Source organism: Acidilutibacter cellobiosedens, assembly GCF_004103715.1.
GTDB classification, from domain to species: domain Bacteria; phylum Bacillota; class Clostridia; order Tissierellales; family Acidilutibacteraceae; genus Acidilutibacter; species Acidilutibacter cellobiosedens.
Genome location: NZ_CP035282.1, coordinates 3,666,129 through 3,689,234 on the forward strand (window position 1 = coordinate 3,666,129; position 23,106 = coordinate 3,689,234).

Annotated in this window: 22 protein-coding genes; 2 read left to right on the forward strand and 20 right to left on the reverse strand. The window is 32.6% G+C overall.

The genetic code is table 11. From position 1 onward, the window contains the following. Positions 1-2: 2 nt before the first annotated feature. The 9 genes from EQM13_RS17720 to EQM13_RS17760 all read right to left on the reverse strand — a co-directional run bounded on the left by EQM13_RS17720 (position 3) and on the right by EQM13_RS17760 (position 11,448). Positions 3-1,637, reverse strand: a complete 1,635-nt coding sequence (locus tag EQM13_RS17720) for an ABC transporter substrate-binding protein (RefSeq protein WP_071141218.1) — start codon at positions 1,635-1,637, stop codon at positions 3-5. Next, a complete protein-coding gene (locus EQM13_RS17725; protein WP_071141217.1) occupies positions 1,634-3,262 on the reverse strand; it encodes an N-acyl-D-amino-acid deacylase family protein in 1,629 nt (542 codons plus the stop codon). The genes EQM13_RS17720 and EQM13_RS17725 overlap by 4 nt, the downstream gene beginning before the upstream one ends. A gap of 2 nt (positions 3,263-3,264) precedes the next feature. Then, a complete protein-coding gene (locus EQM13_RS17730) occupies positions 3,265-3,996 on the reverse strand; it encodes an aspartate/glutamate racemase family protein (protein ID WP_071141216.1) in 732 nt (243 codons plus the stop codon). A 15-nt stretch (positions 3,997-4,011) separates the two neighbouring features. Then, entirely contained in the window at positions 4,012-5,154 is a 1,143-nt protein-coding gene (locus EQM13_RS17735; protein ID WP_071141215.1) for a M24 family metallopeptidase, read from the reverse strand. A gap of 21 nt (positions 5,155-5,175) precedes the next feature. Beyond that, positions 5,176-6,069: an ABC transporter permease gene (locus EQM13_RS17740; RefSeq protein WP_071141214.1), complete on the reverse strand. Its 894-nt coding sequence runs from the start codon at positions 6,067-6,069 to the stop codon at positions 5,176-5,178. A gap of 11 nt (positions 6,070-6,080) precedes the next feature. Next, positions 6,081-7,037, reverse strand: a complete 957-nt coding sequence (locus EQM13_RS17745; protein WP_071141213.1) for an ABC transporter permease — start codon at positions 7,035-7,037, stop codon at positions 6,081-6,083. Next, positions 7,031-8,014 (reverse strand): ABC transporter ATP-binding protein, encoded by a 984-nt coding sequence (locus tag EQM13_RS17750; protein WP_071141212.1) that lies wholly within the window; start codon positions 8,012-8,014, stop codon positions 7,031-7,033. Before EQM13_RS17750 ends, EQM13_RS17745 begins: the two co-directional genes overlap by 7 nt. 15 nt (positions 8,015-8,029) lie before the next feature. Next, on the reverse strand, positions 8,030-8,998 hold the full coding sequence (locus EQM13_RS17755; RefSeq protein ID WP_128753399.1) for an ABC transporter ATP-binding protein: 969 nt from the start codon (positions 8,996-8,998) through the stop codon (positions 8,030-8,032). Between the two features lie 419 nt (positions 8,999-9,417). Beyond that, positions 9,418-11,448: a sigma 54-interacting transcriptional regulator gene (locus tag EQM13_RS17760; protein ID WP_071141210.1), complete on the reverse strand. Its 2,031-nt coding sequence runs from the start codon at positions 11,446-11,448 to the stop codon at positions 9,418-9,420. A gap of 272 nt (positions 11,449-11,720) precedes the next feature. Here EQM13_RS17760 and EQM13_RS17765 point away from each other — a divergent pair, with 272 nt between their 5' ends. Together EQM13_RS17765 and EQM13_RS17770 are read left to right on the forward strand one after the other, a co-directional pair. Then, complete coding sequence (locus EQM13_RS17765; RefSeq protein WP_071141209.1) at positions 11,721-12,032, forward strand: hypothetical protein; 312 nt, start codon at positions 11,721-11,723, stop codon at positions 12,030-12,032. Further along, positions 12,020-12,235, forward strand: a complete 216-nt coding sequence (locus EQM13_RS17770; protein ID WP_128753400.1) for a hypothetical protein — start codon at positions 12,020-12,022, stop codon at positions 12,233-12,235. The genes EQM13_RS17765 and EQM13_RS17770 overlap by 13 nt, the downstream gene beginning before the upstream one ends. A 40-nt stretch (positions 12,236-12,275) precedes the next feature. Here EQM13_RS17770 and EQM13_RS17775 read toward each other — a convergent pair whose 3' ends face one another. From EQM13_RS17775 to EQM13_RS17825, 11 genes are all read right to left on the reverse strand, one after another. After that, positions 12,276-13,202 (reverse strand): phosphotransferase family protein, encoded by a 927-nt coding sequence (locus tag EQM13_RS17775; RefSeq protein WP_071141207.1) that lies wholly within the window; start codon positions 13,200-13,202, stop codon positions 12,276-12,278. An 88-nt stretch (positions 13,203-13,290) separates the two neighbouring features. Beyond that, positions 13,291-13,770, reverse strand: a complete 480-nt coding sequence (gene rlmH, locus EQM13_RS17780) for a 23S rRNA (pseudouridine(1915)-N(3))-methyltransferase RlmH (protein WP_071141206.1) — start codon at positions 13,768-13,770, stop codon at positions 13,291-13,293. 7 nt (positions 13,771-13,777) lie between these two features. Then, positions 13,778-14,536 (reverse strand): 5'/3'-nucleotidase SurE, encoded by a 759-nt coding sequence (surE, locus tag EQM13_RS17785; RefSeq protein ID WP_071141205.1) that lies wholly within the window; start codon positions 14,534-14,536, stop codon positions 13,778-13,780. A 185-nt stretch (positions 14,537-14,721) separates the two neighbouring features. Beyond that, positions 14,722-14,904: a CxxH/CxxC protein gene (locus tag EQM13_RS17790; protein ID WP_240662965.1), complete on the reverse strand. Its 183-nt coding sequence runs from the start codon at positions 14,902-14,904 to the stop codon at positions 14,722-14,724. Between the two features lie 62 nt (positions 14,905-14,966). Continuing rightward, positions 14,967-16,136, reverse strand: coding sequence for a serine protease HtrA (gene htrA / locus EQM13_RS17795; RefSeq protein WP_071141204.1), 1,170 nt, complete (start codon positions 16,134-16,136; stop codon positions 14,967-14,969). Between the two features lie 16 nt (positions 16,137-16,152). Then, on the reverse strand, positions 16,153-16,947 hold the full coding sequence (locus EQM13_RS17800; protein WP_200796178.1) for an MBL fold metallo-hydrolase: 795 nt from the start codon (positions 16,945-16,947) through the stop codon (positions 16,153-16,155). Between the two features lie 15 nt (positions 16,948-16,962). Beyond that, positions 16,963-18,213, reverse strand: coding sequence for a UDP-N-acetylglucosamine 1-carboxyvinyltransferase (locus EQM13_RS17805; protein ID WP_071141203.1), 1,251 nt, complete (start codon positions 18,211-18,213; stop codon positions 16,963-16,965). A gap of 136 nt (positions 18,214-18,349) precedes the next feature. Continuing rightward, a complete protein-coding gene (gene yycI, locus EQM13_RS17810) occupies positions 18,350-19,195 on the reverse strand; it encodes a two-component system regulatory protein YycI (protein WP_071141202.1) in 846 nt (281 codons plus the stop codon). A 17-nt stretch (positions 19,196-19,212) separates the two neighbouring features. Then, positions 19,213-20,652, reverse strand: a complete 1,440-nt coding sequence (locus EQM13_RS17815) for a YycH family regulatory protein (protein WP_071141201.1) — start codon at positions 20,650-20,652, stop codon at positions 19,213-19,215. A 24-nt stretch (positions 20,653-20,676) separates the two neighbouring features. Continuing rightward, positions 20,677-21,201, reverse strand: a complete 525-nt coding sequence (locus tag EQM13_RS17820; protein WP_143037701.1) for a hypothetical protein — start codon at positions 21,199-21,201, stop codon at positions 20,677-20,679. A 95-nt stretch (positions 21,202-21,296) separates the two neighbouring features. Then, the gene (locus tag EQM13_RS17825; protein ID WP_128753401.1) at positions 21,297-23,105 is read right to left on the reverse strand and encodes an ATP-binding protein; all 1,809 of its coding nucleotides are present in this window, start codon (positions 23,103-23,105) and stop codon (positions 21,297-21,299) included. Between the last annotated feature and the right edge of the window lies 1 nt (position 23,106).

Genomic DNA, 23,106 nt, shown 5'->3' on the forward strand with positions numbered 1-23,106 from the left:
ATCTACTTTTTATATACCTGACAAAGTGACTGAGGATCCACAAGTCCTTTTAAATCACTTGGGAATAACTTAAAACCATCAAAGGCATTGGAATATGCAAAATTATACTCCTGAACATATAAAGGAACAACTGGAACTTCCTTGATAAATTCTTCCTGGAATAAATCCATATTCTTATCAATATCTGCTTGAGTCGCAGCAAATTTTGATCCTTCCATATATTCATCCAGTTTAGGATTGTTGAGGCCCATGAAGTTAAGCTGAGCTGTTGAATGGAACAGTGTATACATGCTATCAAACACATCTTCGATTATTCCCCAGCCGCCCAAGTTAATATCAAATTTCTTTTGATTAAATACAAGATCGCTGTAAGTTGATTTTTCAAGAGGTTTTAATTTCAATTCAATTCCTACATCCTTTAAATTTGATACCAATATTTGTGCCGTCTTATCCAAATACATGTCATTACCATCATACATAAGTTCAAGAGATACATTTTTACCTGATGGAGAGTTTAATATTCCATCTCCGTCCGAATCCTTATACCCTGCATCAGATAGTGTTTTCTTAGACGTTTCCACATCAAACTGAGGTAATACAAATTCATCTTTTTGATATTCTTTATATACCGGCGAAATTGGTCCCGGCATTGTCATGCCATCACCTTCTAAGGCCATAGTAATGATTTTTTCACGATCAATTGCTTCCGAAATTGCTTTTCTTACTGCATTATCCTTTAAGAATTCATTCGTATAGTTAAACCCTATATACACGTATCCTAAGCTCGGTGTCTTAGCTACAGTAAAATCTTTATTGTTTGATAATTCTGCAGCAGCAGAATGAGGAATATCCTTGGCAGTCAAATCTATTTCACCTGTTTTTAATGCAAGTACCATTGTGTTTATGTCCGGATATATTCTGAAAGTAACTTTATCAAGATATGGTTTCCCTTCCGGGGAACCAAACCATTCATCCACTCTTTCTAAAGTATAATATTGACCCTTTTCATAGGATGAAAGTTTATAAGGCCCTAACCCTACAGGTTGTTCATTTGCATAAGTTTTAGGATCCTCTACTTTTTCCCAAATATGTTTCGGCACTATTCTCTGCCAAAATCCGAGAGTCGTAATAAAGCCGGGGTAAGGTTGCTTCAGCTGATAAACTATTGTCAAATCATCTGGAGTTTTAACTGATACAACTTGATCAAACACATCTGCCTGCCATTGTAATTTATACTCATACAATATATCTCCTGTAAATTTCACATCTGCTGACGTAAGAGGCTCTCCATCCTGCCATTTCAATCCGTCTTTGAGCTTAACCGTAACTGTTTTGCCATCTTCAGAAGTGGTTATACTTTCAGCAATATACGGTACTTTCTCTGCCTTTTCATTCATTATCATTAAAGTAGGATAGATGTTGTTAAGAATCCATGATCCTACCCTGTCATTAGATACTAAAGGATTAAGCATATCTACATCCGTAGTTATACCTACTTTCAATTCTCCTCCAAATTTGCTTTCTGCTTGTCCCCCATTTTCAGAGCCCTCAGTATCAGGCGGACTGTTATCTTTAGAACAAGCAGTTATAGAAAATATCATTACAAGTATCAACAAAAGTGCAACTAATTTTTTCATATTTTAATCTCCTCCTCATTTTTTAATATTACTTTACCTGGATATGATTCCAGTACTTTACCTTTATTTAATGCTATTTTACCGTTTACAATAACATATTCCACACCGTCGGCAGTTTTTAAAGGATCCTTATAATCTATCTCATCAGGATTGGGATAATAATATTTACCTATATTTATTATAGAGATATCAGCATCCTTACCTTCCGTTAACAATCCCTTATTCTTGATCCTGAACTGCTGAGCAGGCAGACTTGTCACTCTTTTTACTATTTCTTCTATTTTAATGCCTCCTTCTAAATACATATTAAAGAATATTGGAAAGGCTCCTCTTCTTTGAAGCTCATACCATGCATAGGGATCGTCTACTTCGCCAAATATTGTATCTGAACCAACCATTACTAAAGGGTTGTCAAGAATATTTTTTTCGTGAGTCTTATATGGAAAATCTCCCCTTACAGGGCCTCCCAACCAAAATGTGATGTTATCATTGTCATCTGCCAAGAGATCCAAAACCAAATCATCGGAATCTATCCCTTTTTCTGCAGCTATATCCTTAACGCTTCTATTCTCCAATTCCGGATTATCAGTATTTATAATTATGATGTTGCTCTTATCTTCTCCAAACAGGGATTCATCTTTCATGATTTCTTTTCTTCCTTCTTCCGTCTTCAAGGCAGCTTTTACACCTTCAATTCCCAAATCAAACAGTTTTGACGATGTTGCCATAATAAATTGTATAAGTCTGTCTTTTCTTGTACAATGTCCCGTACTTCTGGGAATAGTATCAGCAGCTATTTCTACCTTATTGTTCCTTGCCTCAAGGATTAAATCAAAGGCTTCAGGAACTGTAGGAGTCAAATGGGACACCTGAACTCTTACTCCCGATTCTTGTCCAATTTTTATTGCTTCTTTTACTGCTTCTTTAACTCCTAAATAATACCTGATATGAGATGCATATATACCATCGTATTCTTTTATAATCTTTGCGACTTCTATTAGCTCCTCCGTATCCGCATATCTGCTTGGTATATAGGAAAGACCTGTCGATATCCCAAAGGCACCCTGCTCCATCCCTTCTCTTACTAATCTTTCTATTTCTTTTCCTTCTTCGAGAGTGGGCTTCCTATCCTTTGAACCGCCCATAACACTCCATCTGATAGTTCCATGACCCAATAAGAAACCCATATTTATGTTTGTGCCTTTTCTGGTTACGCAATCAGCATATTCGGAAAAATTGTTCCATTTGGGATTATCTCTATTGTATTTTTCAACGGTTTCTTGAGCAATCAGTCCGTTCTTATACATATATTCATATATATTGCTTGAACTATAGGGAGTTATGGAATGACCGCAATTCCCACTAATAATCGTCGTTACTCCCTGTTTCAAGAAAACTTCAAATTTATTATCATTCAACACTATAAGCTCTTCATGGACATGAGGATCAATAAACCCGGGAGACACAAGATTTCCTTCAGCATCAATGATTTTATCGGCATCTCCCGAAACAGTACTTCCCACTTTTATAATTTTTCCGTTTTTAATACCTACATCTCCATAAAATCCCGGATTACCGGAACCATCCACTATAAAACCGTTCTTTATAATCAAATCATATTTCATTCTTATCGCCTCCTGGGAAATCCCTTAACAGCACCGTAAGTCTTGGGACTAAAAAATAATTTCGATTTAATTAAGGAATATAAATTATAAAGAGAAACTTTTGCGGCATTTACCACAGGGATATCGAGTTCTGAACTAAGTTCTTCGCTTATATCCATAAATGCCATAGACATACAGCCCAAAAGGAGGGAATCTGCTCCGTCTTTTTCCACTGCTTCCCTGCAAAGTTTTAATATTATTCTTTTAGATTCTTCATAATTGGTATTGACATCCATTACCGTAAGGTTTGAACTTTTTATGGAAACTAATCTGCTTTCCAATCCCGCATCTCTTACCTGCTTTATATAACCATAATTAAATTCACTTCCTACTCCGATTATGGAAAACTTATCTCCTAACATTGCAGCAGCATGTATAGATACTTCCCCGGGACCTACTACAGGTATATCTACCATTTCCCGTGCTGCAATAATACCGGGATCTCCGAAACATCCTAAAACGACTCCGTCATATCCATCATTCTCAGCTTTGGCAATTCCCTTAATTACTCCAGGTATAGACAAATATTCATCATAAAAGGATTCAATAGAGTCCGGTCCTTCATCTACTTCTCCGATATCCACTTTCATATCCGGCGGTGCTATTTTCCTTAAAATCCCCAACCTTCTGTTAAGTTCTTCGGTACCCAATTCCGTTTGGGAAAGAGTTCCCGGTACAATATACAAGACTTTCACTATTTTTACCTCCCATCATACATATACAATTAAATCTTCTAATTTTTTGCTGTATTTCGTAAGCAATAAAGGTTCTCCATCTGTTACAGCAACTGTATCAGAATGTCTAAACCCGGAGAGACCTTCTATATATATTCCCGGTTCACTGGACAACACCATTCCCGGTTTGATAATTGTAGGATCTCCTTCATCAACCCAGGGAGTCTCGTGTTCGCCAAGGCCTTTGCCGTGACCGGTTCTATGCCTTATATAATCCCCATATCCATTTTCCCTAATGAAGTCCATTACAGTTCTATCTATTTCACTGCAGGATTTTCCGGGAACCATCATGGTTGTAGCTAACTTTTGAGCTTGATATATTACATTAAATGCTTTTATTTTATCCTTTGAAGGCTCTCCTACAAAACAAGTTCTTTCGGTTTCAGTTCTGTACCCCTTTACATTAGCGCCACAACTAAGCATTACTGTATCTCCTTTTTCGACCTTTCTATTGGAAGGAAGTCCATGAGGTAGTGCAGTCCGCCATCCTGTAGGCAGCAATGCTCCAACGGGTCCTCCTGGCACATATATCACTTCATCAAGTTCATCAATCATTTTTTCTGTGGTCTTCTTTTCTAATTCACTTAATATCTCAAGTTCCGATACGCCCAATTTTAATGCCTCAAAACCTGCAGATACTGCATAATCAGAATAATATCCCGCAGATTTCAATAATTCTATTTCATAGGGAGATTTTATTATTCTCATATCATAAATTACATCTGAAACTTTTACTTCCTCAAATACTCCTGATAATTTCTTAAATAATTTGAAGTCGGTATTATCTACTCCAATTTTTTTTGTGTTGTTACCAAATTTTAATTCTTCTCCAATAAATTCAAATACGCCCTTCTTACCGGGATATTCAAAATATGTTTTTACACTATCAACATTAGGAACTCGGGTTGCTTCATCTTTCTCAAGCATAGGAACAAATAATTCAACCTTTCCGTCTGAATAAATAATATATGCAACAGGTCTTTCAGTCACAACATGATAAAATCCCATATAAAAAATATTGTAAGGATCTAATATCATAAAAGCATCTAATAAATTATCATTCAGATATTTAACTATTTTCTCTTTTCGTTGTTTTATTTCATTTACAGGTATGCCCACCAAATCATCTCCTTTTTTACTCTATCTTTCTCTTAACTTTGGATTCAACGCTTCTCTTATTCCCATTCCCAGAAAATTAAATGATATTACGAAAAACATTATAGCCAAACTTGGAAAAAGGGAAAACCACCAAGCCGATACAAAAGCTCCACTTCTATGAGCATTCTGTAATATTCTCCCCCAGCTCCATGTAATGGGATCCCCCAGCCCAAGAAAGCTGAGTCCTGACTCCGTCAATATTGATGTAGCAATTATTAGAGTCAAATTAACTAATATAGGCGCACTTGCATTAACCAAGACATGTTTTATCAATATTCTTCGTGTTCTTATTCCCAGAGATTTTGCTGCTTCAATATATTGCATATTTGAAACCTCTAACGTAGCAGCTTTCGTAATTCGGGCCAATGAAGGCCAACTGAATAATCCTATAACAACTGCCACTTTATTAATTCCATTCCCCACTACGGCCGCTATTATTATCATCAGCGGAAGTACAGGAATGGTAAGGAAAATGTCGGTAATTCCCATAGCCACAGTAGATATAGGGCCTTTAAAATATCCTGAAACAAGGCCTATGGGAACTCCGATGAATATTGAAACAATAACTGCAATAAACCCAACTTTTATTGAAGATCTTGCTCCCCATACAACTTCGGAAAAAATATCCAAGCCCATTGAATCAGTTCCAAATATATGTTGAGGAGAGGGGGAAAGAAGTATATCCTCAGCATTTCCATAACCTTCTGCAGGCTCAGCTATATAAGGAGCAAGTATTGCAACCATAAAGACAATCATAACACCTATAAATCCTATTACTCCTATTTTATGTTTAAAGAATATCTTCAAAGTCTTTTTCCAGTTGCCACTTTTCTTTGAAGAAAATCCTTTGATCTTTTTTTCCTTTATACATTCCATCTCTTTACCTCCTACTCCAACTTAATTCTTGGGTCTAAATATGCACATACAATATCAGCAATTATATTCATCATTATTACACTAAAGGCAAGTACAATAAACGCGCCCTGAAGAACTGGAAAGTCCTGCTGGCCAACTGCATCATATATCATTCTTCCTACTCCCGGATAAGCATATACTGTCTCTGTAAGGACAGCTCCTCCAACCATGCTTCCAAAGAGCATTCCCGCAACAGTTACAGTAGGAATCATCGCATTCCTTGCTGCATGTTTCCATATGGTTCTTCTTTCTTTCATTCCCTTGGACCGAGCTGTCCTTATATAATCTTCACTCATTATATCCACTATGCTTGCCCTGGAATAAAGAACATAGTTTGCCAAGTTAATCAATGTGAGAGTAAGAACAGGAAGTACCATGTGCTTTATTATATCTACATATAATTCCTTTCCGCCTAACCCCGGAGTAAATGCTCCTCCTATAGGGAATATAGGTATTTTGTATCCAAATAAATATAGTAAGGATATGCTTAGCCATGGAACAAATATGGATACACCCAGTATTGTAATTGCATTCACAATTTGATCAAATATGCTTCCCTTTTTATATCCCGAATAGATTCCCAATGGTATTCCTATAAACATTGTTATTATTTGAGAAGCAATCATTAATATTAATGTCCATGGTAATCTGCTCATTATAATTTTCGATACGGGCTGTTTATATATAAAGGACATCCCTAAATCTCCATGAACAAGATGTTTAAGATATAAAAAGTATTGAACTGTCAGCGGTTTGTCAAGACCAAAGTCTTGCAAGAGTCTTAATCTTGCTTCCTCAGTCATCCTTGGATCTATAAGCATTGTAGTAGGATCTCCAGGCATCAACCGTAAAATAAGGAAAGTCAAACTAACTGATATAAAAAAAGTTATAAATCCTTTAAAAAGTCTCTTTCTAATATACCTCAGCAATTTTCTCCCTCCCCTTTAGAATAAATATGGCATCGTATTAAATGTCCATCGTAATTTTTTAACTTCGGGTGAACTTCTCTACATATATCCATGCATTCAGGACACCTTGTACTAAACTTACAACCTTTAGGAGGATTACTGGGACTTGGTATATCTCCCTTCAGTATTATTTTATCTCCTTTAAAAGTAGGATCAGGTATTGGTATAGCAGATATCAATGCCTTCGTATAAGGATGCATAGAATTGTTAAATATATCATCCTTTGAAGCAAATTCCATTATTTCACCCAGATACATTACTAATATTCGGTCACTGAGATACTTAACAATACTAAGATCATGAGCAATAAATATATAAGTAAGGCCTAATTCATCCTTTAAATCATTAAAAAGATTTAATATCTGAGATTGTACTGAAACATCTAAAGCTGATACAGGCTCATCCGCAATTATTATTTCCGGATTTAACGCTAATGCTCTCGCAATTCCAATCCTCTGTCTTTGTCCTCCGCTAAATTCATGAGGATATCTATAAAAATAATTTTGGTCTAATCCGACTTTATCCAATATTTCTTCAGCCATTCTTTTTCTACTGTTTTTATCAAATAACTTATGTTCATTCATAGGTTCTATTATGCAGTCACCAACAGACATTCTTGGATTTAAAGATGCATAGGGATCCTGAAATATCATCTGCATGTCTCGTCTTATCTTTCTCAGGTTTTCTCCTTCCATCTTCGTAATATCTTTGTTTCTATATATTATTTGTCCCGAAGTAGGCTCAATAAGCCTTAATATACTCCTTCCTGCAGTGGATTTTCCCGATCCGCTTTCTCCCACAACTCCAAGAGTTTCACCTTTGTAAAGGTCAAAAGAAATATCATCAACGGCTTTGATATTTCCTGAAATTCTTCCAAACATCCCTTTCTTTATAGGAAAATATTTTTTCAAATTTTTGACTTCAAGTATTTTTTCCATAAATTCCACCTACCTTCAACTGATTTTCATCCAACAGGAAACTTTATGATCATTCCCCAAATCTACATAGGTCGGCGGTTCATTAAAGCATTTATCCTGAACAAATTCACATCTACAGGCAAACCTACATCCGCGAGAGAATTCTTCCGGTGAAGGGACTGTTCCCGGTATTGTATATAATCTTTTTCTATTTTCATTAATTGTGGGTAAAGACCTTAAAAGTCCAACCGTATAAGGATGGGCCGGATTTTTAAATAAATCATATACATTAGCACTTTCTACGGTTCTTCCAGCATACATCACCACAACATCGGTACACATTTCTGCTATGACGCCCAAATCATGAGTTATAAGAAGTACAGAGGAAGACAATCTGTCTTTCAGATTTTTCATTAAATGGAGAATTTGAGATTGTATTGTAACGTCAAGAGCCGTAGTAGGTTCATCCGCAATTAAAAGCTGAGGAGAACAGGCCATAGCCATTGCTATCATGATCCTCTGTCTCATTCCTCCTGATAATTCATGAGGATACTGATAAATTACTTTTTCAGGGGAGGGAATAGAAACAAGTTTTAACCTTTCTATAACTATATCCATTGCCTCCTTCTTCTTGATTTTTTTATGGAGCATTAGCATTTCACATATTTGATCCCCAATTCTATATACAGGATTTAATGATGTCATCGGTTCCTGAAATATCATAGCTATTTTTTCTCCCCTAATATTTATAATTTCATCCATTGGGCACTTAACTATATCCTTACCCTTAAAATTAATTTCTCCTTCCGTTATAACCGCATTTTGAGGGAGTAATTTCATAATGGACAAAGATGTAAGGCTTTTGCCGCATCCGGATTCTCCTACTATTCCTAATATTTCACCTTTTTTCATATTAAAAGAAACTCTATCTAATACATTGATTATCTTCTTGTCCTTTTTAAATCCTACGCTGAGTGAATTTACGGATAATAAATTATCACTCATTTTATTCCCTCCTTCATAAAGCTCTTAATATCTATTCATAATTTATTGAAATAAGATAATAAGCATAAATCATGCCAATCGTATCCTATAATATAAAAAATATATTTATTGACCAATCTATATATGTTAAAATAGTGGTTATATTTTTTGTAATAAAAATTGTCAGTATATTCGTTCATTTTTTCTGACTATTCAGAATACGTTTTCTCAATTTTATGTTTAAATATTTAGGTTCTCATTAAGGGGATTTTACATAAATAATTATCTAATTCCTCCCCTATATATTTATAAAAACTAAAAAAATTGCTCTATCTATTAAAGAATATATAAACCTTTAAAATATTTCATCTTTCATAAACAAAAAAATATATAAGGCCAATATGGAAGTATTGGTCTTATATATTTTTTTGTTATGATTTTTATTTAATGAAATTTAGGAATTCCTTTCCTTTTTCAGTTATAGTACTGCCTTCTTTGGTTTTCCCTATTGAAATCAATCCGCTATTTTCTAAATATTTCATTCTTATCCTTACTTTATCATCAGTAATATCCCTTCCTTTATTTTTTAAGTTTTTAAATATTCTATTTCTTCCGACTTTTTTATTTAAACTTTTATATTTAAGTAATTCTTCTAAAATATATTTACAGTCCTCAGCCCATTCTTTTTCTTTAAGTAAGTCTAATATATAAATAAATTCACTATTATCCTCTTCGCCATTACGGACTTCTTCGATAAACTCATCAGATAAATCACCTATAACGACTTCATCATGCTCTACTATGTTTTCGATATAATATACCATATTTTCAAGTTCTCTAACATTTCCCGGCCAAGAATGTTTATTAAACAAGTCTAATACTTCTTTAGTTAAATGCTTTTTACTTCCGTCTTTTTTAAAAAAATATTTAACAAGATATGGTATATCCTGCTTTCTCTCTCGCAAAGGTGGCACTCTAAAGCTAAGGACTTTTATTCTGTAGTATAAATCCTTTCTGAATTTTCCTTCTTCAACAAGCTTTTTCAGATTTTTATTGGTTGCGGCTATAATTCTTACATCTACAGGAATAACTCCGTTTCCGCCCAGCCTCATTATTTCTTTTTCCTGCAGAACCCTAAGTAACTGAACTTGTATATTTGGAGAAATGTCCCCTATTTCATCAATAAATAAAGTTCCATTATGGGCATATTCAAACAAACCGGATTTCCCTCCCTTTTTCGAGCCTGTAAAAGAACCTTCTTCATATCCAAAAAGTTCAGTTTGGGCAAGAGTTTCGGATAATGAGGAAAAATTAACGGCCACAAAGGGACCATCTTTTCTTTTCGATTCATTATGTATAGCCTGAGCAAATATTTCTTTCCCAGTTCCATTTTCTCCTTGTATAAGAACTGTCAAATCCGTTTTGGCAATCTTTTTTGCAATATTAATGGCATTTATAAGATTTTCATTTACTCCCACCAGGTCATCAAAAGTATATTTCGATATAAAGCCTTTTTTTCTATTATTTTTTCTTATTTCATATTCTAATCTTTGAATACGTGTTATATCATTTAAGCTCAGCACTATTCCATTTGCATTGTCCTCAGATTTGAGAAGTCTTTTGTTAAACATGACCTTTTTTGAACCAATTTTTATAATCTCATTACAATATTCTTTCATATTAAGAAACATCTCTGCATTTTTTCTTTCAACAGATAATTCAGAAATATTTTTCAAATTAAAGTCATTTTCTATATCCAATATCCTTTTGGAACCCTCATTAAAGAATAATATGTTCCCTGATATATCCATTACCACTATTCCCTCATTAATGACATCAATAACCGTTTTTAAAATGCTATTAATTTCGCTGATATATTTGTTATGCCTTAAAATTTCTTTCGCATACCTGGCTGTCAACAAGTTAGTTTCCTCAAGAGGCAAGCCAAGATTAAAAAATATTTCAACTAACGAAGATATATCTATAATTTTCACGCCTAAATCTATTACTTTTTTAACTCCACCGGGAACCAAATGGCTTCCTCCAGGAGTAATTGCTATTTTGGCATCTTCAACTTTGCAGCCAGGGTAATAAGGTATATACTCTAAATAATCAATACCGAGTTCTCTTAAAAGCTTTATGGTTTCTTCAGCCGTATAAGGATGGTTGCTGACTAACAGAACTTTTTCTCCCACTTTTATTTTCATGACTTCATTAAGCTTATCCAGGTTTATGGCTCTCCTCACTACTACAATTTTCTTGCCCGGAGGAACTAATTTTTCCACATCTTTAAATATAGCTTTACTGGAACATACTATAAGATCATATGCAGATAAATTAAACTCGTTTTCCCCATTAAGGTCAAATTTAAATGAATCGATTACAACTTCACCTTTAAAAACTTCATTTAATTGTTTCATAAAAGAATTCATAACTTTTGAATCAACGGTTATTAAGGCTATTTTTTTCATATACACCACTCCTGCTTCTCATTGGACTTAATCTTTATTTAATTATTATATCCTTCTTCAATATTTTTCATTTAATAGCCAATTTAATATTAAATTACTGTTTGTCATGTCAAAATACAAGCTTGTTTAAATTATTTTTATTATACATTTTTTCTATTATATGAACAATTGTAAAATTTACAAAAAAGAATGTTGTTTTTAGTATTTCTTTTATGGAAAGTTATAATATATTTAACTGTAATATAAAAATAGTCTTTTATGGGAGGCATATGATGAATATACTAAATTTATTTATTAGTTCTTTGGTACAGGCAATATTATTTTCAGCAATACCTTTTATTTGGTGGGCTATTACTTTAAGAAAAAATATTTCGTTTTTTCAATGGATAGGTTTGAAAAAAATATCTATTAAAAATAAAAAGAGGTATATTCTAATATTTGCAGGAACAATCCTAATATTTATTCCATCACTTGTTATTATAGCATTTGTAGGATCGGATAAAATGGCAACATCAAGATTTTCTGGGAAAGGCATATCTGCTTTAATACCGGAAATACATTACAAGGGCTGTTGTTTGGATTAATGCACGGAATAATGTTCTTTTCAACAGTCGGAATATTTTGGGCTTTTATCATTACTGTTATTACGGGAATATCAGGATATCTCATGGGATATATTAATGAAAGATATTCAGATGGTTCTATTATATCAAGCTGGATGTTGCATGGTACTGTGAATACATTAGCATCCATTATATCCATGTTTAATGTTTTAGAAAAGTTATAGCTGCTACACCTTAATCGGTATACACAGCTTTTTTGCTTTCCTATAAAGTTCTATTTATTAAATCCGTTAAAACATTTTTAGCTAAATTATAATAATCCGGTGCACTTTTAAATGCCCAACTACTTACTTCCAAACATAATGCTAAAAGATAATATATATTCTTTTCATAAAAATTCTTAGTTACTTTCCTATGACTTGTATATCCATTCAAATAGCTGTTCTTAGAACTTTTAAAATAATTATAAATCAACATCCTGGCCAAATCAGATTCGGGATCATTAGGATAGCTCATCTCAAAATCTACTATGCCACTTATTTCCCATGTGTTTTTACTATTTTTTTTTACTAAAATATTTCTTTCACTAAAATCATTATGGCATAAAGAAAAAGATGTAGGCTCATCGATATATCTTTCAAAATCGATTAATTTATTATAGGATTCCTTGAATAATTCTGTATCAGGATGATTTTTCGATATTGTTCTTTCGGCATATTTTCTATTTTTATCAATTGTAAACTCTCTGTAAGAAGAACCTCTATTTAAAATTCTTTGGTTAATATCCCAATCTCCGAAATAGCTCAATCTGCACATCTCATGATAATAGGCCTGGTATTCTCCAAGTTGATATAATAAGTTTTCATTCTGAATCTCATTCATTTCTTCTAATACATTTTCCAACGTTTGTCCCTCAAGCCTTGTCATCATAACCCAAGGTTTCCCATCGCTACTTATTCCATACCTTTTGACTATTGGTGTCATTAATGTCTTTGACTCCATATATTTTAATGAGGCTATTTCCCTTTCCCATCTCTCTTTTTTGCCGTATAACTTTAGTATGATATTATAATCCGGCAAAAGCATCACTTTATTCCGACCAAGTTCATCATTTCCCAAGGATATGTAGTTCTTCTTCCCTTTTAAAACTTCTTTTATCAAGTTTTCATTAAGTTCATCTATATTCTTCATATGTAACAATCCTCTCGTAATTGTTCATCAAAAATAAAAAACAAATTAAAATAAAATTGTTAATATTTTTTCATCAGCAAAATTTAGTTCATTTATGGTAAACTTCCCCTTTGCTTATTTTCATTCCTCTATATATTTGTTCCAATAATATTAGCCTCATCAATTGATGAGGAAATGTCATCTTAGAAAAAGAAAGTTTAAAGTCGCTTTTCTCCAGCACTTTTTCAGATAAGCCCAAAGAACCTCCTATAATAAATATAATGCTGCTCTTACCATCCGATAAGATATCATCGATTTTCTTCGAAAATTCTTCACTGGAAATATTTTGCCCTTGTATTGCTAAAGAAATTATATAGGAACTATTTGAAATTTTATTTAATATTCTATCGCCTTCTCTGTCTTTAATTGCTTTTATTTCCTTCTCACTTAACTTTTTAGGTATTTTCTCATCATCTATTTCCGTTATCTTAAGATTACAGTATCCAGAAAGGCGTTTAGAATATTCTTGAATGCCTTCTTGAAGAAATTTTTCTCTGACTTTACCCACTGCTATTATTTGTATATTCATATTTCTCTTAAAACCAGCTTTCTACTTCTCCCAATAATCCAAAGTTAGTTAAATCATAAGTAATGGGAGTAACCGTCACATAGCCTTCTTTTACGTAGTATCTGTCCGTATCGTTGCCTATACTTGATTTCTTCTCATCTCTTCCTTCAGTTTGGATAACAAATTTTTCTTCATTTTCGTCCTTTTCTTCAACATAATAATCATAAATAACTCCACCAATTCTGCAAACCTTTATTCCTTTAATTTTCTCATCTTCAATATTAGGAGTATTAATATTTAAGACTAAATTATGCTCAATCAATCTATCTCCTATATTCCTAATTATTCTACTTGTGTATTTTGCCGCTGCTTGAAAGTTACCATGGTTATCTTTAACCTGCGCAGATGTCGCAATAGAGGGAATTTTATACATATTAGCTTCAATGGCAGCAGAAACCGTGCCGGAATAAAGAACATCCGCGCCTAAATTAACTCCTACGTTAATTCCCGAAACAACCAAATCCAAAGGATCTTTAACTATTTTATCCAAGGCTACTCTCACGCAGTCAGCCGGAGTACCAGATATAGTATAAGTTTCTGATTTAATTCCTTCAATTTTTACTCTCTTCACAACAATAGGCTTTCTCAAAGTTATAGAATGACCCGAAGCACTTCTCTGATCATCGGGTGCAACTATGGTCAACTCATATTCTTTCTCCAATTCCTTGGCCAATGTTTGAATTCCTTCAGCATTAATTCCATCATCATTAACTAAAAGCAATCTCATATTTTTCCTCCTTGATATTAATTACTATACCTAATAATTTATCACGAAATTCACAATTTTATTATAACCCATAGGGAAAATCTATTCTACCTTAATATAAACTATACTAATATAATACTAAACTTTTATTATAATGTCCAAAATAAAAAATAAAGCTCCATCATTTTAAGATGGAGTTACTATCTTTATACCACCAGATATTTAGGCAGTCTGTCGCAATAATAACAAGCATGGGGACTTTGCCAGTCCGTAAAACTGACTTTATCAAGTTCGTATATGTCAGGAGATTGTTCATAAATTTCAATAAACTCATCTATGGCAATTTCTAAATGCTCATTACATACTACGTACACAAAATCATCTCCCATCCTTCATTATTATATTTAGAAAAGTCTCCTTCGTCTCACTCTTAGAATCAAATTTTAATAATCTATTTTAACTTAGTAAACTTTATCTCTTTTTTTATTTCTTTTCCATCTCTTATTATTGTAAGAGTAGCTTTATCATTTTTTTTATATTTATACAATAGCTTTCTCAATTGATTCATGTTTTCTACAGTTTGATTATCTATTTTTATAAGCACATCTCCATTTTTCAGTCCTGCTTTGCTCCCTGGAGAGTTAGAGGATACTTCTAATATTATTAGACCCGAATCCACATTTAAATCTATTCCCAGCTGATTTTCATATCTCTCTACCTCAACTCCCGTTATTCCCATATAAACTGTCTGGTAATCACCTTCCTTAATTACCTCTTCAAGTATAGGTTTGGCTAAATTTATCGGAAGAGAAAAACCCAGACCCTCTGCGGTTTGAATTTTAGCTGTATTTATTCCAATTACTTCTCCCTTTTCATTAAGAAGAGGCCCTCCACTGTTCCCAGGATTAATAGATGCATCTGTCTGTATCAAATCTTCAATTACAGTAGATGAATCAACTTTAATAGTTCTATGAAGACCACTTATTATTCCTGAAGTTACAGTTCTTTGAAAATCTAAACCTAAGGGATTTCCTATGGCAACTGCCAATTGTCCTACCTCTAAATTATCAGAGTCCCCTAAAGTTGCTTCCGGCAGTCCTGTAGCATTAACCTTTAATATGGCAAGGTCCAAGGATGGATCATACCATAATACATTTCCAGACTGTTTATCGCCATTTTCAAATAGCACCGTTATTTTTTTAGCTTGGCCGTCTCCTATAACATGAGAATTGGTAAGTATATATCCGTTGCTGTTAATAATTATCCCTGAACCTATCCCTTCAACTTCTCTTGCCCAAAAAAAGTCTCTTACTACTTCAACTGTGGTAATTCCCACTACACTATCCATGCCTTTCTTAACAACAGCACTTACTGGGGTTATATCATAATCAGGCGTAATATTCACATTCTGAGGAACGCTTATATTTTGTTGAGCTTTATAGATATCAGGAACAGGAATTATATTCCCATACAAATAATTAGGTGCAATATATGCGGTAATTACTCCTCCTATAACGGCTGCAATTAAAGCCACAACAAAATAAGAAAAAAATCCCCCTCTTCTGGGCGGTTTTCTATTATATCCTGAGTAATATCTAATGGGGGAGTCTCTATCATCCATTAATTTGCCTCCTTTATCACAAATTATATACCTTAGTTGTTCTGTCTCTGTAAGTAAGATCCAAAATAATATCTTTATGTATATTTATTCCCGTACTTTCTATTATATTTTTAACAGTATTATAAGCTAATAAAGGAATATTATTCTCCTTGCTTAAATGTCCGAGAAGCACAACCTCCCTTTCTCCCTTCAAAACCTCCTTAAGAGTAATCCCTGCCGCTTCATTTGAAAGATGGCCTTTCTTACTTAGAATTCTTTGTTTCAACGGCCAAGGATATTTTCCTTCCTTTAGCATCTTTATATCATGATTTGATTCGATTAGATATAACTGAGAATCCCTGATTTTTTCTTTCATATTATCATTTACCCATCCCGTATCTGTAATAATACTTATTTTTGTTTTTTTATTATATATACAATAGCCTACAGGATCTACGGCATCATGAGATGTGGAAAATGTACAAAAATCCAAATCCTTCAGTTGAAATTCCTCTCCCGTTTCAAATACCTTTATATTTTCATCTTTTAGTTTTCCTAATTCCCCATCCATAGAAATCCACGTTTTCTCGTTGGCATATATGGGAATGTCATATCTCCTTGATAATATTCCTATTCCTTTTATATGGTCAACGTGTTCATGGGTCACAAATATACAATCAATAGTACTGGGGTTGACTCCAATTGAAGAAAGGAGCTCTTCGATCCTTTTTCCGCTGAAACCTGCATCTATAAGAATTCTTAAATTTTCAGTTTCAACATATTGGCAATTTCCGCTGCTGCCACTAGAAAGAGAACAAAATTTTATACTCATAATTTTTCCTCCAAGTTAACCTTCCTTAATATCTGCGCCTAAATTCAGTAATTTATCTATAATATCCTCATATCCTCTTTCTATGTGATATGCCTTATTTATTTCAGTAACTCCATTAGCGGATAATGCTGCTACTATTAGTGCTGCTCCTCCCCTTAAATCTTTGGCTTCCACGCGAGTTCCCATAAGGTTTTCAACACCTTTTATGACAGCAATTCTACCGTCTACCAATATATTTGCTCCCATTCTTTTCAGTTCATCTACAAATTTAAATCTTCCGTCAAATATAGTTTCCGTAACTACGCTGGTTCCTTTTGTCTTTGAAAGAAGAGCAGACATCAGTTGCTGCAAATCAGTAGGAAATCCCGGATATGGCAATGTTTTAATATCAACACTCCTTAATTTCTTATTTACAGTAACTCTAATAGATTCTCCATATTCCGTTACTTCTACCCCCATTTCTCTCAGCTTTGCCGTTACCGGTTCTAAATGCTTTGGAATAACATTATTTACAATTATATCTCCCTCTGTGGCAACTCCCATAATCATATACGAACCTGCTTCTATCTGATCCGGAATTACGGAATAATTACATCCCTTAAGCCTTTCTACTCCTACTATTTTAATAATATCCGTTCCTGCTCCTATTATTTTCCCTCCGCAAGCATTTATAAAATTAGCAACATCTACTATATGAGGCTCTCTTGCTGCATTTTCAATAATGGTTATTCCTTCTGCTAATGTTGCTGCCATCATAATATTAATGGTAGCTCCAACACTTACTACATCTAAGTATATTCTATTCCCTCTTAATTTATCAGCCTTACATTTTATAATTCCATGATCTATTTCAACTGTAGCGCCAAGAGCTTCAAATCCTTTAATATGCTGATCAATAGGTCTCACCCCTATATCACAGCCTCCCGGATATAATACTTCGGATTCTTTAAACCTTCCCAATCCCGCTCCTAAAAGGTAATAGGACGCTCTCATTTTTCTATTGATATCATCTGTTAATTTGCATTTTTCTATATTAGTTGTATCTATCTCCATAGCACCTTTTTCGATTAATTTTACCTTTGCCCCAATCTTAATCAATATCTCTTTTAAACAATCCACGTCTCGAATCATAGGTAAATTTTCAATTATGCATTTGTCTTTAGTCAGAATCGTCGCTACCATAATAGGTAAAGCTGCATTCTTAAAACCGCTTATATTAACTGTACCTCTTAATTTATTTCCACCTTTTATGATTATCTTTTTCATAAAGTTAAAACCCACTTTCTTATAAGGAATATTGTTAATTGACTAATAACATTATTATATCTCTTAAGAACAATAAAATCTACAAAAAGTTAAAAGCATTTTCTCGAAGAAAATGCTTAAAAATTCTCATCTCTTTTTAATATTCATCCAATATGACCTCATTACCGTCACTGAATTGAATTCTCCATGCAGGTACTGCCTTTCCTTGTTTGGTTTTTTCCGGTTCATCTACTTCCTTATGTTTTACAGGATCAAAATAATAGCAAAGAGATATATCGTCTATAGTTTTTCCATAAATATTTTCCATAGTAAGCAATGTAAGTATTGCTTTAGGGGCAGTGCTTATATAAATTTTGTTCTCTGAAAGCTTCTCTTCATTAAGCCAAAGTCTTTCAAATCTTTTAACTCCCCTTTTATCTATCTGAAAATTAGTATATGATTTTTCTATATATATTCCGTTGTAAACCTTAGAATATTCTAAAAAAAATACTCCATTACTTTCTTTTTGAAAAGTCAATTTCATATCATCCTTAGAGAACCCTTTTTCTTCTAAAAATTTCTTGCTGATATAAATTGCCTCTTCTTTATCTAAAGAAGGATACTTCTCCTCTTCATCATCATTTAAGTATAAAATATTTTTCCCATCCGTAACAATAAGTTTTTCCTTTCCTTTCTCAAACAAAACTACCCCTTCGTTTACAGTAACACCTTCTGCCGTGTTGTTAAAAAAACTTTTGTTTAAATCCCCCGGAGTTCTTTGTTCATATTCCACAGTCATTATACCTAAAGAAGGTATTTCTTTAGGGATAGCGGTATTTAAAGTGATATCCTTCTCCTTTAACAATTTTGCTACGTCTGTTATAAAATCTTCTTTTAGCGTAGGCTCATCTATTCTTTGGCTATTGAACAGTGCATATCCTAAAACAATATTCGTAACTATAAAAGCTATTATTAATATAGTTTTCGCCTTTGACCAGTCCATTTTTACTCACCATCCACCTACTCCTTAGAAAATTTCTCATAAACCACTTGACCTGTATAAACATCAAAAGCATAAATTCTTCCGCTTATTTTTATTACCCAAACCGCTGTAAGTTTTTCTCCCCTTTCAGCCTTACATGGATCTAAATAAGCTAAATATACATCATCTATGGAATTCATAATTTTTATATTTAAATTCTCTTCTATTTTGTTTTTTGTTTTTAAATCATTATCTTCTATATATTTTCCTTCTATATAAGAATAATTTAAATCCAAAACATCAAAAGCAGAGAGCATTTTGTGATCTGATTTAGAACTTGAGACAGATATATTCATATCCTTTCTGATTAAACTCTTATACGTTCTTACATAATCATTAAAAACTTCCATATAAATAAAACCATTCATATCATCTTTTTCTAACAAAACAGGATAACCTTTTAATTTGTATTTAAATGTAAAACCATAGCCCGAATTCCCATCAGATTTTATCTCGTTAACTTTAGAGAGATAAATGCCCTTTGGAGAAGATACATGAGCAGAAATAAAATCTGCCGCTGAGTTTAAACTTATATATAAATTTCTTTTCTTAACCGTCTTTTCTAAAGGACAAAAATATTCAAGAACTCCATCTTTATAGATCTTCAAAAATTTTTGATTATCTATATATATCATGGAGCCATTATCTTCTGTTATTTCCCTTATGTAATCAATATTTTTGTTAAAAAATCCCTCTACAATATTTTTTATTTCTTCTTCGTCTTCAATATTTATTTCATTTTCTACATACAATACAGGTAATTCATTGATCATCTCATAAGGCATATATATATTATTATCTATCTCTAAAGTATCTCTCATAGAATAATAATAAGTATAATCTTTGTTTTGCTCAACTCCATTAAATAATTCCCTTAAGTTTTTCATCTCAATATTAAAGTTATAAATTTTAAAATAATTACCGTCTTTACCTAAGATAATAAAAGGAGAATTTTTTTCCATACTCAAATATATACTGTTAACTTCTTCTACATTTTCTGTAATATCATTAGGTTTGTTTATATCCAATACCTTTGCCAATATATAAACATTTATATCTTCGGGGAAATAGAAAACCAAGGACCTTTTATTAAAATCAGAAACATATTCCTCATCAGATACCTTTACAATTTCAAAATTTTCAGAAGATAAGACCTGCTTTAATATTTCTTTGGAACTTGCCCATAATTTATATTCCTCATCAGAATAAAAAACAGTATGGTTTTTTTTATTAAAATTCAAAACATATTTAGTGGGATTTAGCATATCAGGAAAAATATAATTAACTTTTGCCGATTCGTCACTTTTAAAAGAAGATACAAAATTTTCAGGAACAGTTATCCATAATTTCCGAGTGAAAAAAAGGCTCATACAAACTAATGACGCAAGGAGAAGAGTTTTAAGTCTCTCTTTTATCATATAATCATCTCCTGATATTATGACTTACTTTCCCTGAACTATAATATCAGTTATATTTTCCCCACCGATCTTTTCTAAAGATTCTGCTGCCTGAGAAACATCGCTTACGTAAATTATTTTTTCTACTTTATGGTCTGAATCTATTTTAAAGGTAACAATTATTTTGTTAACCCCTAATATTAAATCCAATTGTTTACTAAAAAGTCCCATATCTCCGACTTTAATAGTATCACTAAATAAAGATACATAATCCTTATCCTCTGGTAATTTATTCAAATTGAAATTCTTTCTGGTCAAATCTGTAGTAGCCAGAACTTTTATCTCCACAGTGGTTCCTGCGGGAGCTTTCCCAGATAAAAGCACTACTTTCTCGGTAGTTGCAAAAGAATTTTCTTTAGGCTCAATTACTTGATAATTATGAACTTGCTGGTTGGATTTTGCTTCTATTATAATATTATTATTCGTATCTATTCCACTTGCCATTACTACTACATTCATTGAAAGTATTCCTATTAAAATTAATATACTTACTATTGATTTCTTTATCATCATTTTTTACCTCCCTTGCATCAATTTTATTTCACTATCGTTTTAATTATAAAATAATAGTATTACAATTGTATTACAGCCTAATTAAAATTGAATTACACATCTTTATTTAATGGTAATATTATATCTACTTCCGTTCCTTCTTTATATTTGCTTTTTAATATAATGTTCCCCTTATGTTCTTCTATTATTTGCTTAGCAATGGAAAGTCCCAATCCTGTTCCTCCCAATTCCCTGCTTCTTGCCTTATCTACTCTGTAAAACCTTTCAAATATTCTTTTTTGATCCTCGTCAGGTATCCCTATTCCATTGTCTTTAACGCTTATAATTACTTTATCATTTTCCTGTCTCGCTTTAATTCTAATTTCCCCATTATTAGGAGTATATTTTATGGAATTTGACAGCACATTCAATATTACCTGTTCAATGCCGTCTTTATCAGCAACAATATCTGATATATCTTTTTCAATATCAATCGAAAGAGTATGACCTTTATCCTCAATCAAAGGTTCTAATTTTAGACAGACATCATCTATTACCTTTTTAACAGATAAATTAACTTTCTTCCATTTTGTTTTGTTATAATCAAGATTTGATAATTGAAGTAAATCGCTTACAATCCTTGCCATCCTATCACATTCATTATCTATTACAGAAAAAAATTTGTTAGAAAGCTCTCTGTCCAAATCATAACCATTCATTAAAGTTTCCGTATAGCTTTTAATAGTAGTGATAGGAGTCTTTAATTCATGAGAAACATTTGCCACAAATTCCTTTCTCATATTATCTAATTTATGTTCCTTAGTTATGTCTTGAAACACTATAATCAATCCTGCAATATTATTTTTTTCATTTTTAAAGGGAGCATATCCCATTTTATATACTTCATCGTGTATTTCAATTATTTTATCGCCTTCAATTTTATCGGTTTTTCCTTTCTCAAACATTTTAATACTTATTTTATCTTCAGGAAAAGGTATTGTTTTTTTAGAATCCTGAATATCATCATAATTTAACCCCAAAACTTTAGATGCTATAGGATTGACATGGATTATATTTCCGTCTGTATCTATTGCCACTACCCCATCTGTCATATATTTAAGTATGGTGTTCAGTTTACTTCTTTCTACATCCATTTCTTCAATAGTTGATTTAAGTTTCAATGTTAAATAATTAAACATATTAGCAAGTTGTCCTATCTCATCATCGGATTTAACTTGAACAAATTGTTCAAAATCTCCCTTAGCCATCTTTTCTGCCTTCACAGTAACATCCTTAATGGGTCCTGTGATACTGTTTGCTATTAAAAATCCTAAAAATATCGTTATTCCTAATGCAAGAAGGGTAGCATTAGTCAAAATAGTCTTAAACTCATCTATCGTTTGATATACATCTGACAAATCACTGGTCATATATAATATTCCTTTGACTTTACCCACTTCATTAAACACAGGATAAGCAATATGCTTTGTTTTGATATTCTCATTAAAATCGGTTTTTAATCCTTCATTCTTCTTCCCATCTAATGCCTTAAGTATTAATGTTGGATCAAGGGATTTATACGATAATGCGTTTTGAACATTTGCCGTATCATAGTTTTTAGATGTAGATGCAATTATAGTCGGTACATCTGCATTATTTATTACATATAAAGTTTCTCTTCCGTCTAATCTCCATTCATTGATAGTCTTTTGAATTTCTCCTCTTACACTTGTCCAATCATCTTCTGTAATATAGCTGGAAGCTGAAATAATTGTTTCTACATGCTGGTTCATAGTATCAGTAATATGTTCCAATTGCTTGGTTTCGGTTCTTTGAATTATAAATACTGCTACTATAACCATAGCAATAAATACCAATAAAAAATATACTAATATAAATTTCCATTTAATGCTTGAAAACATT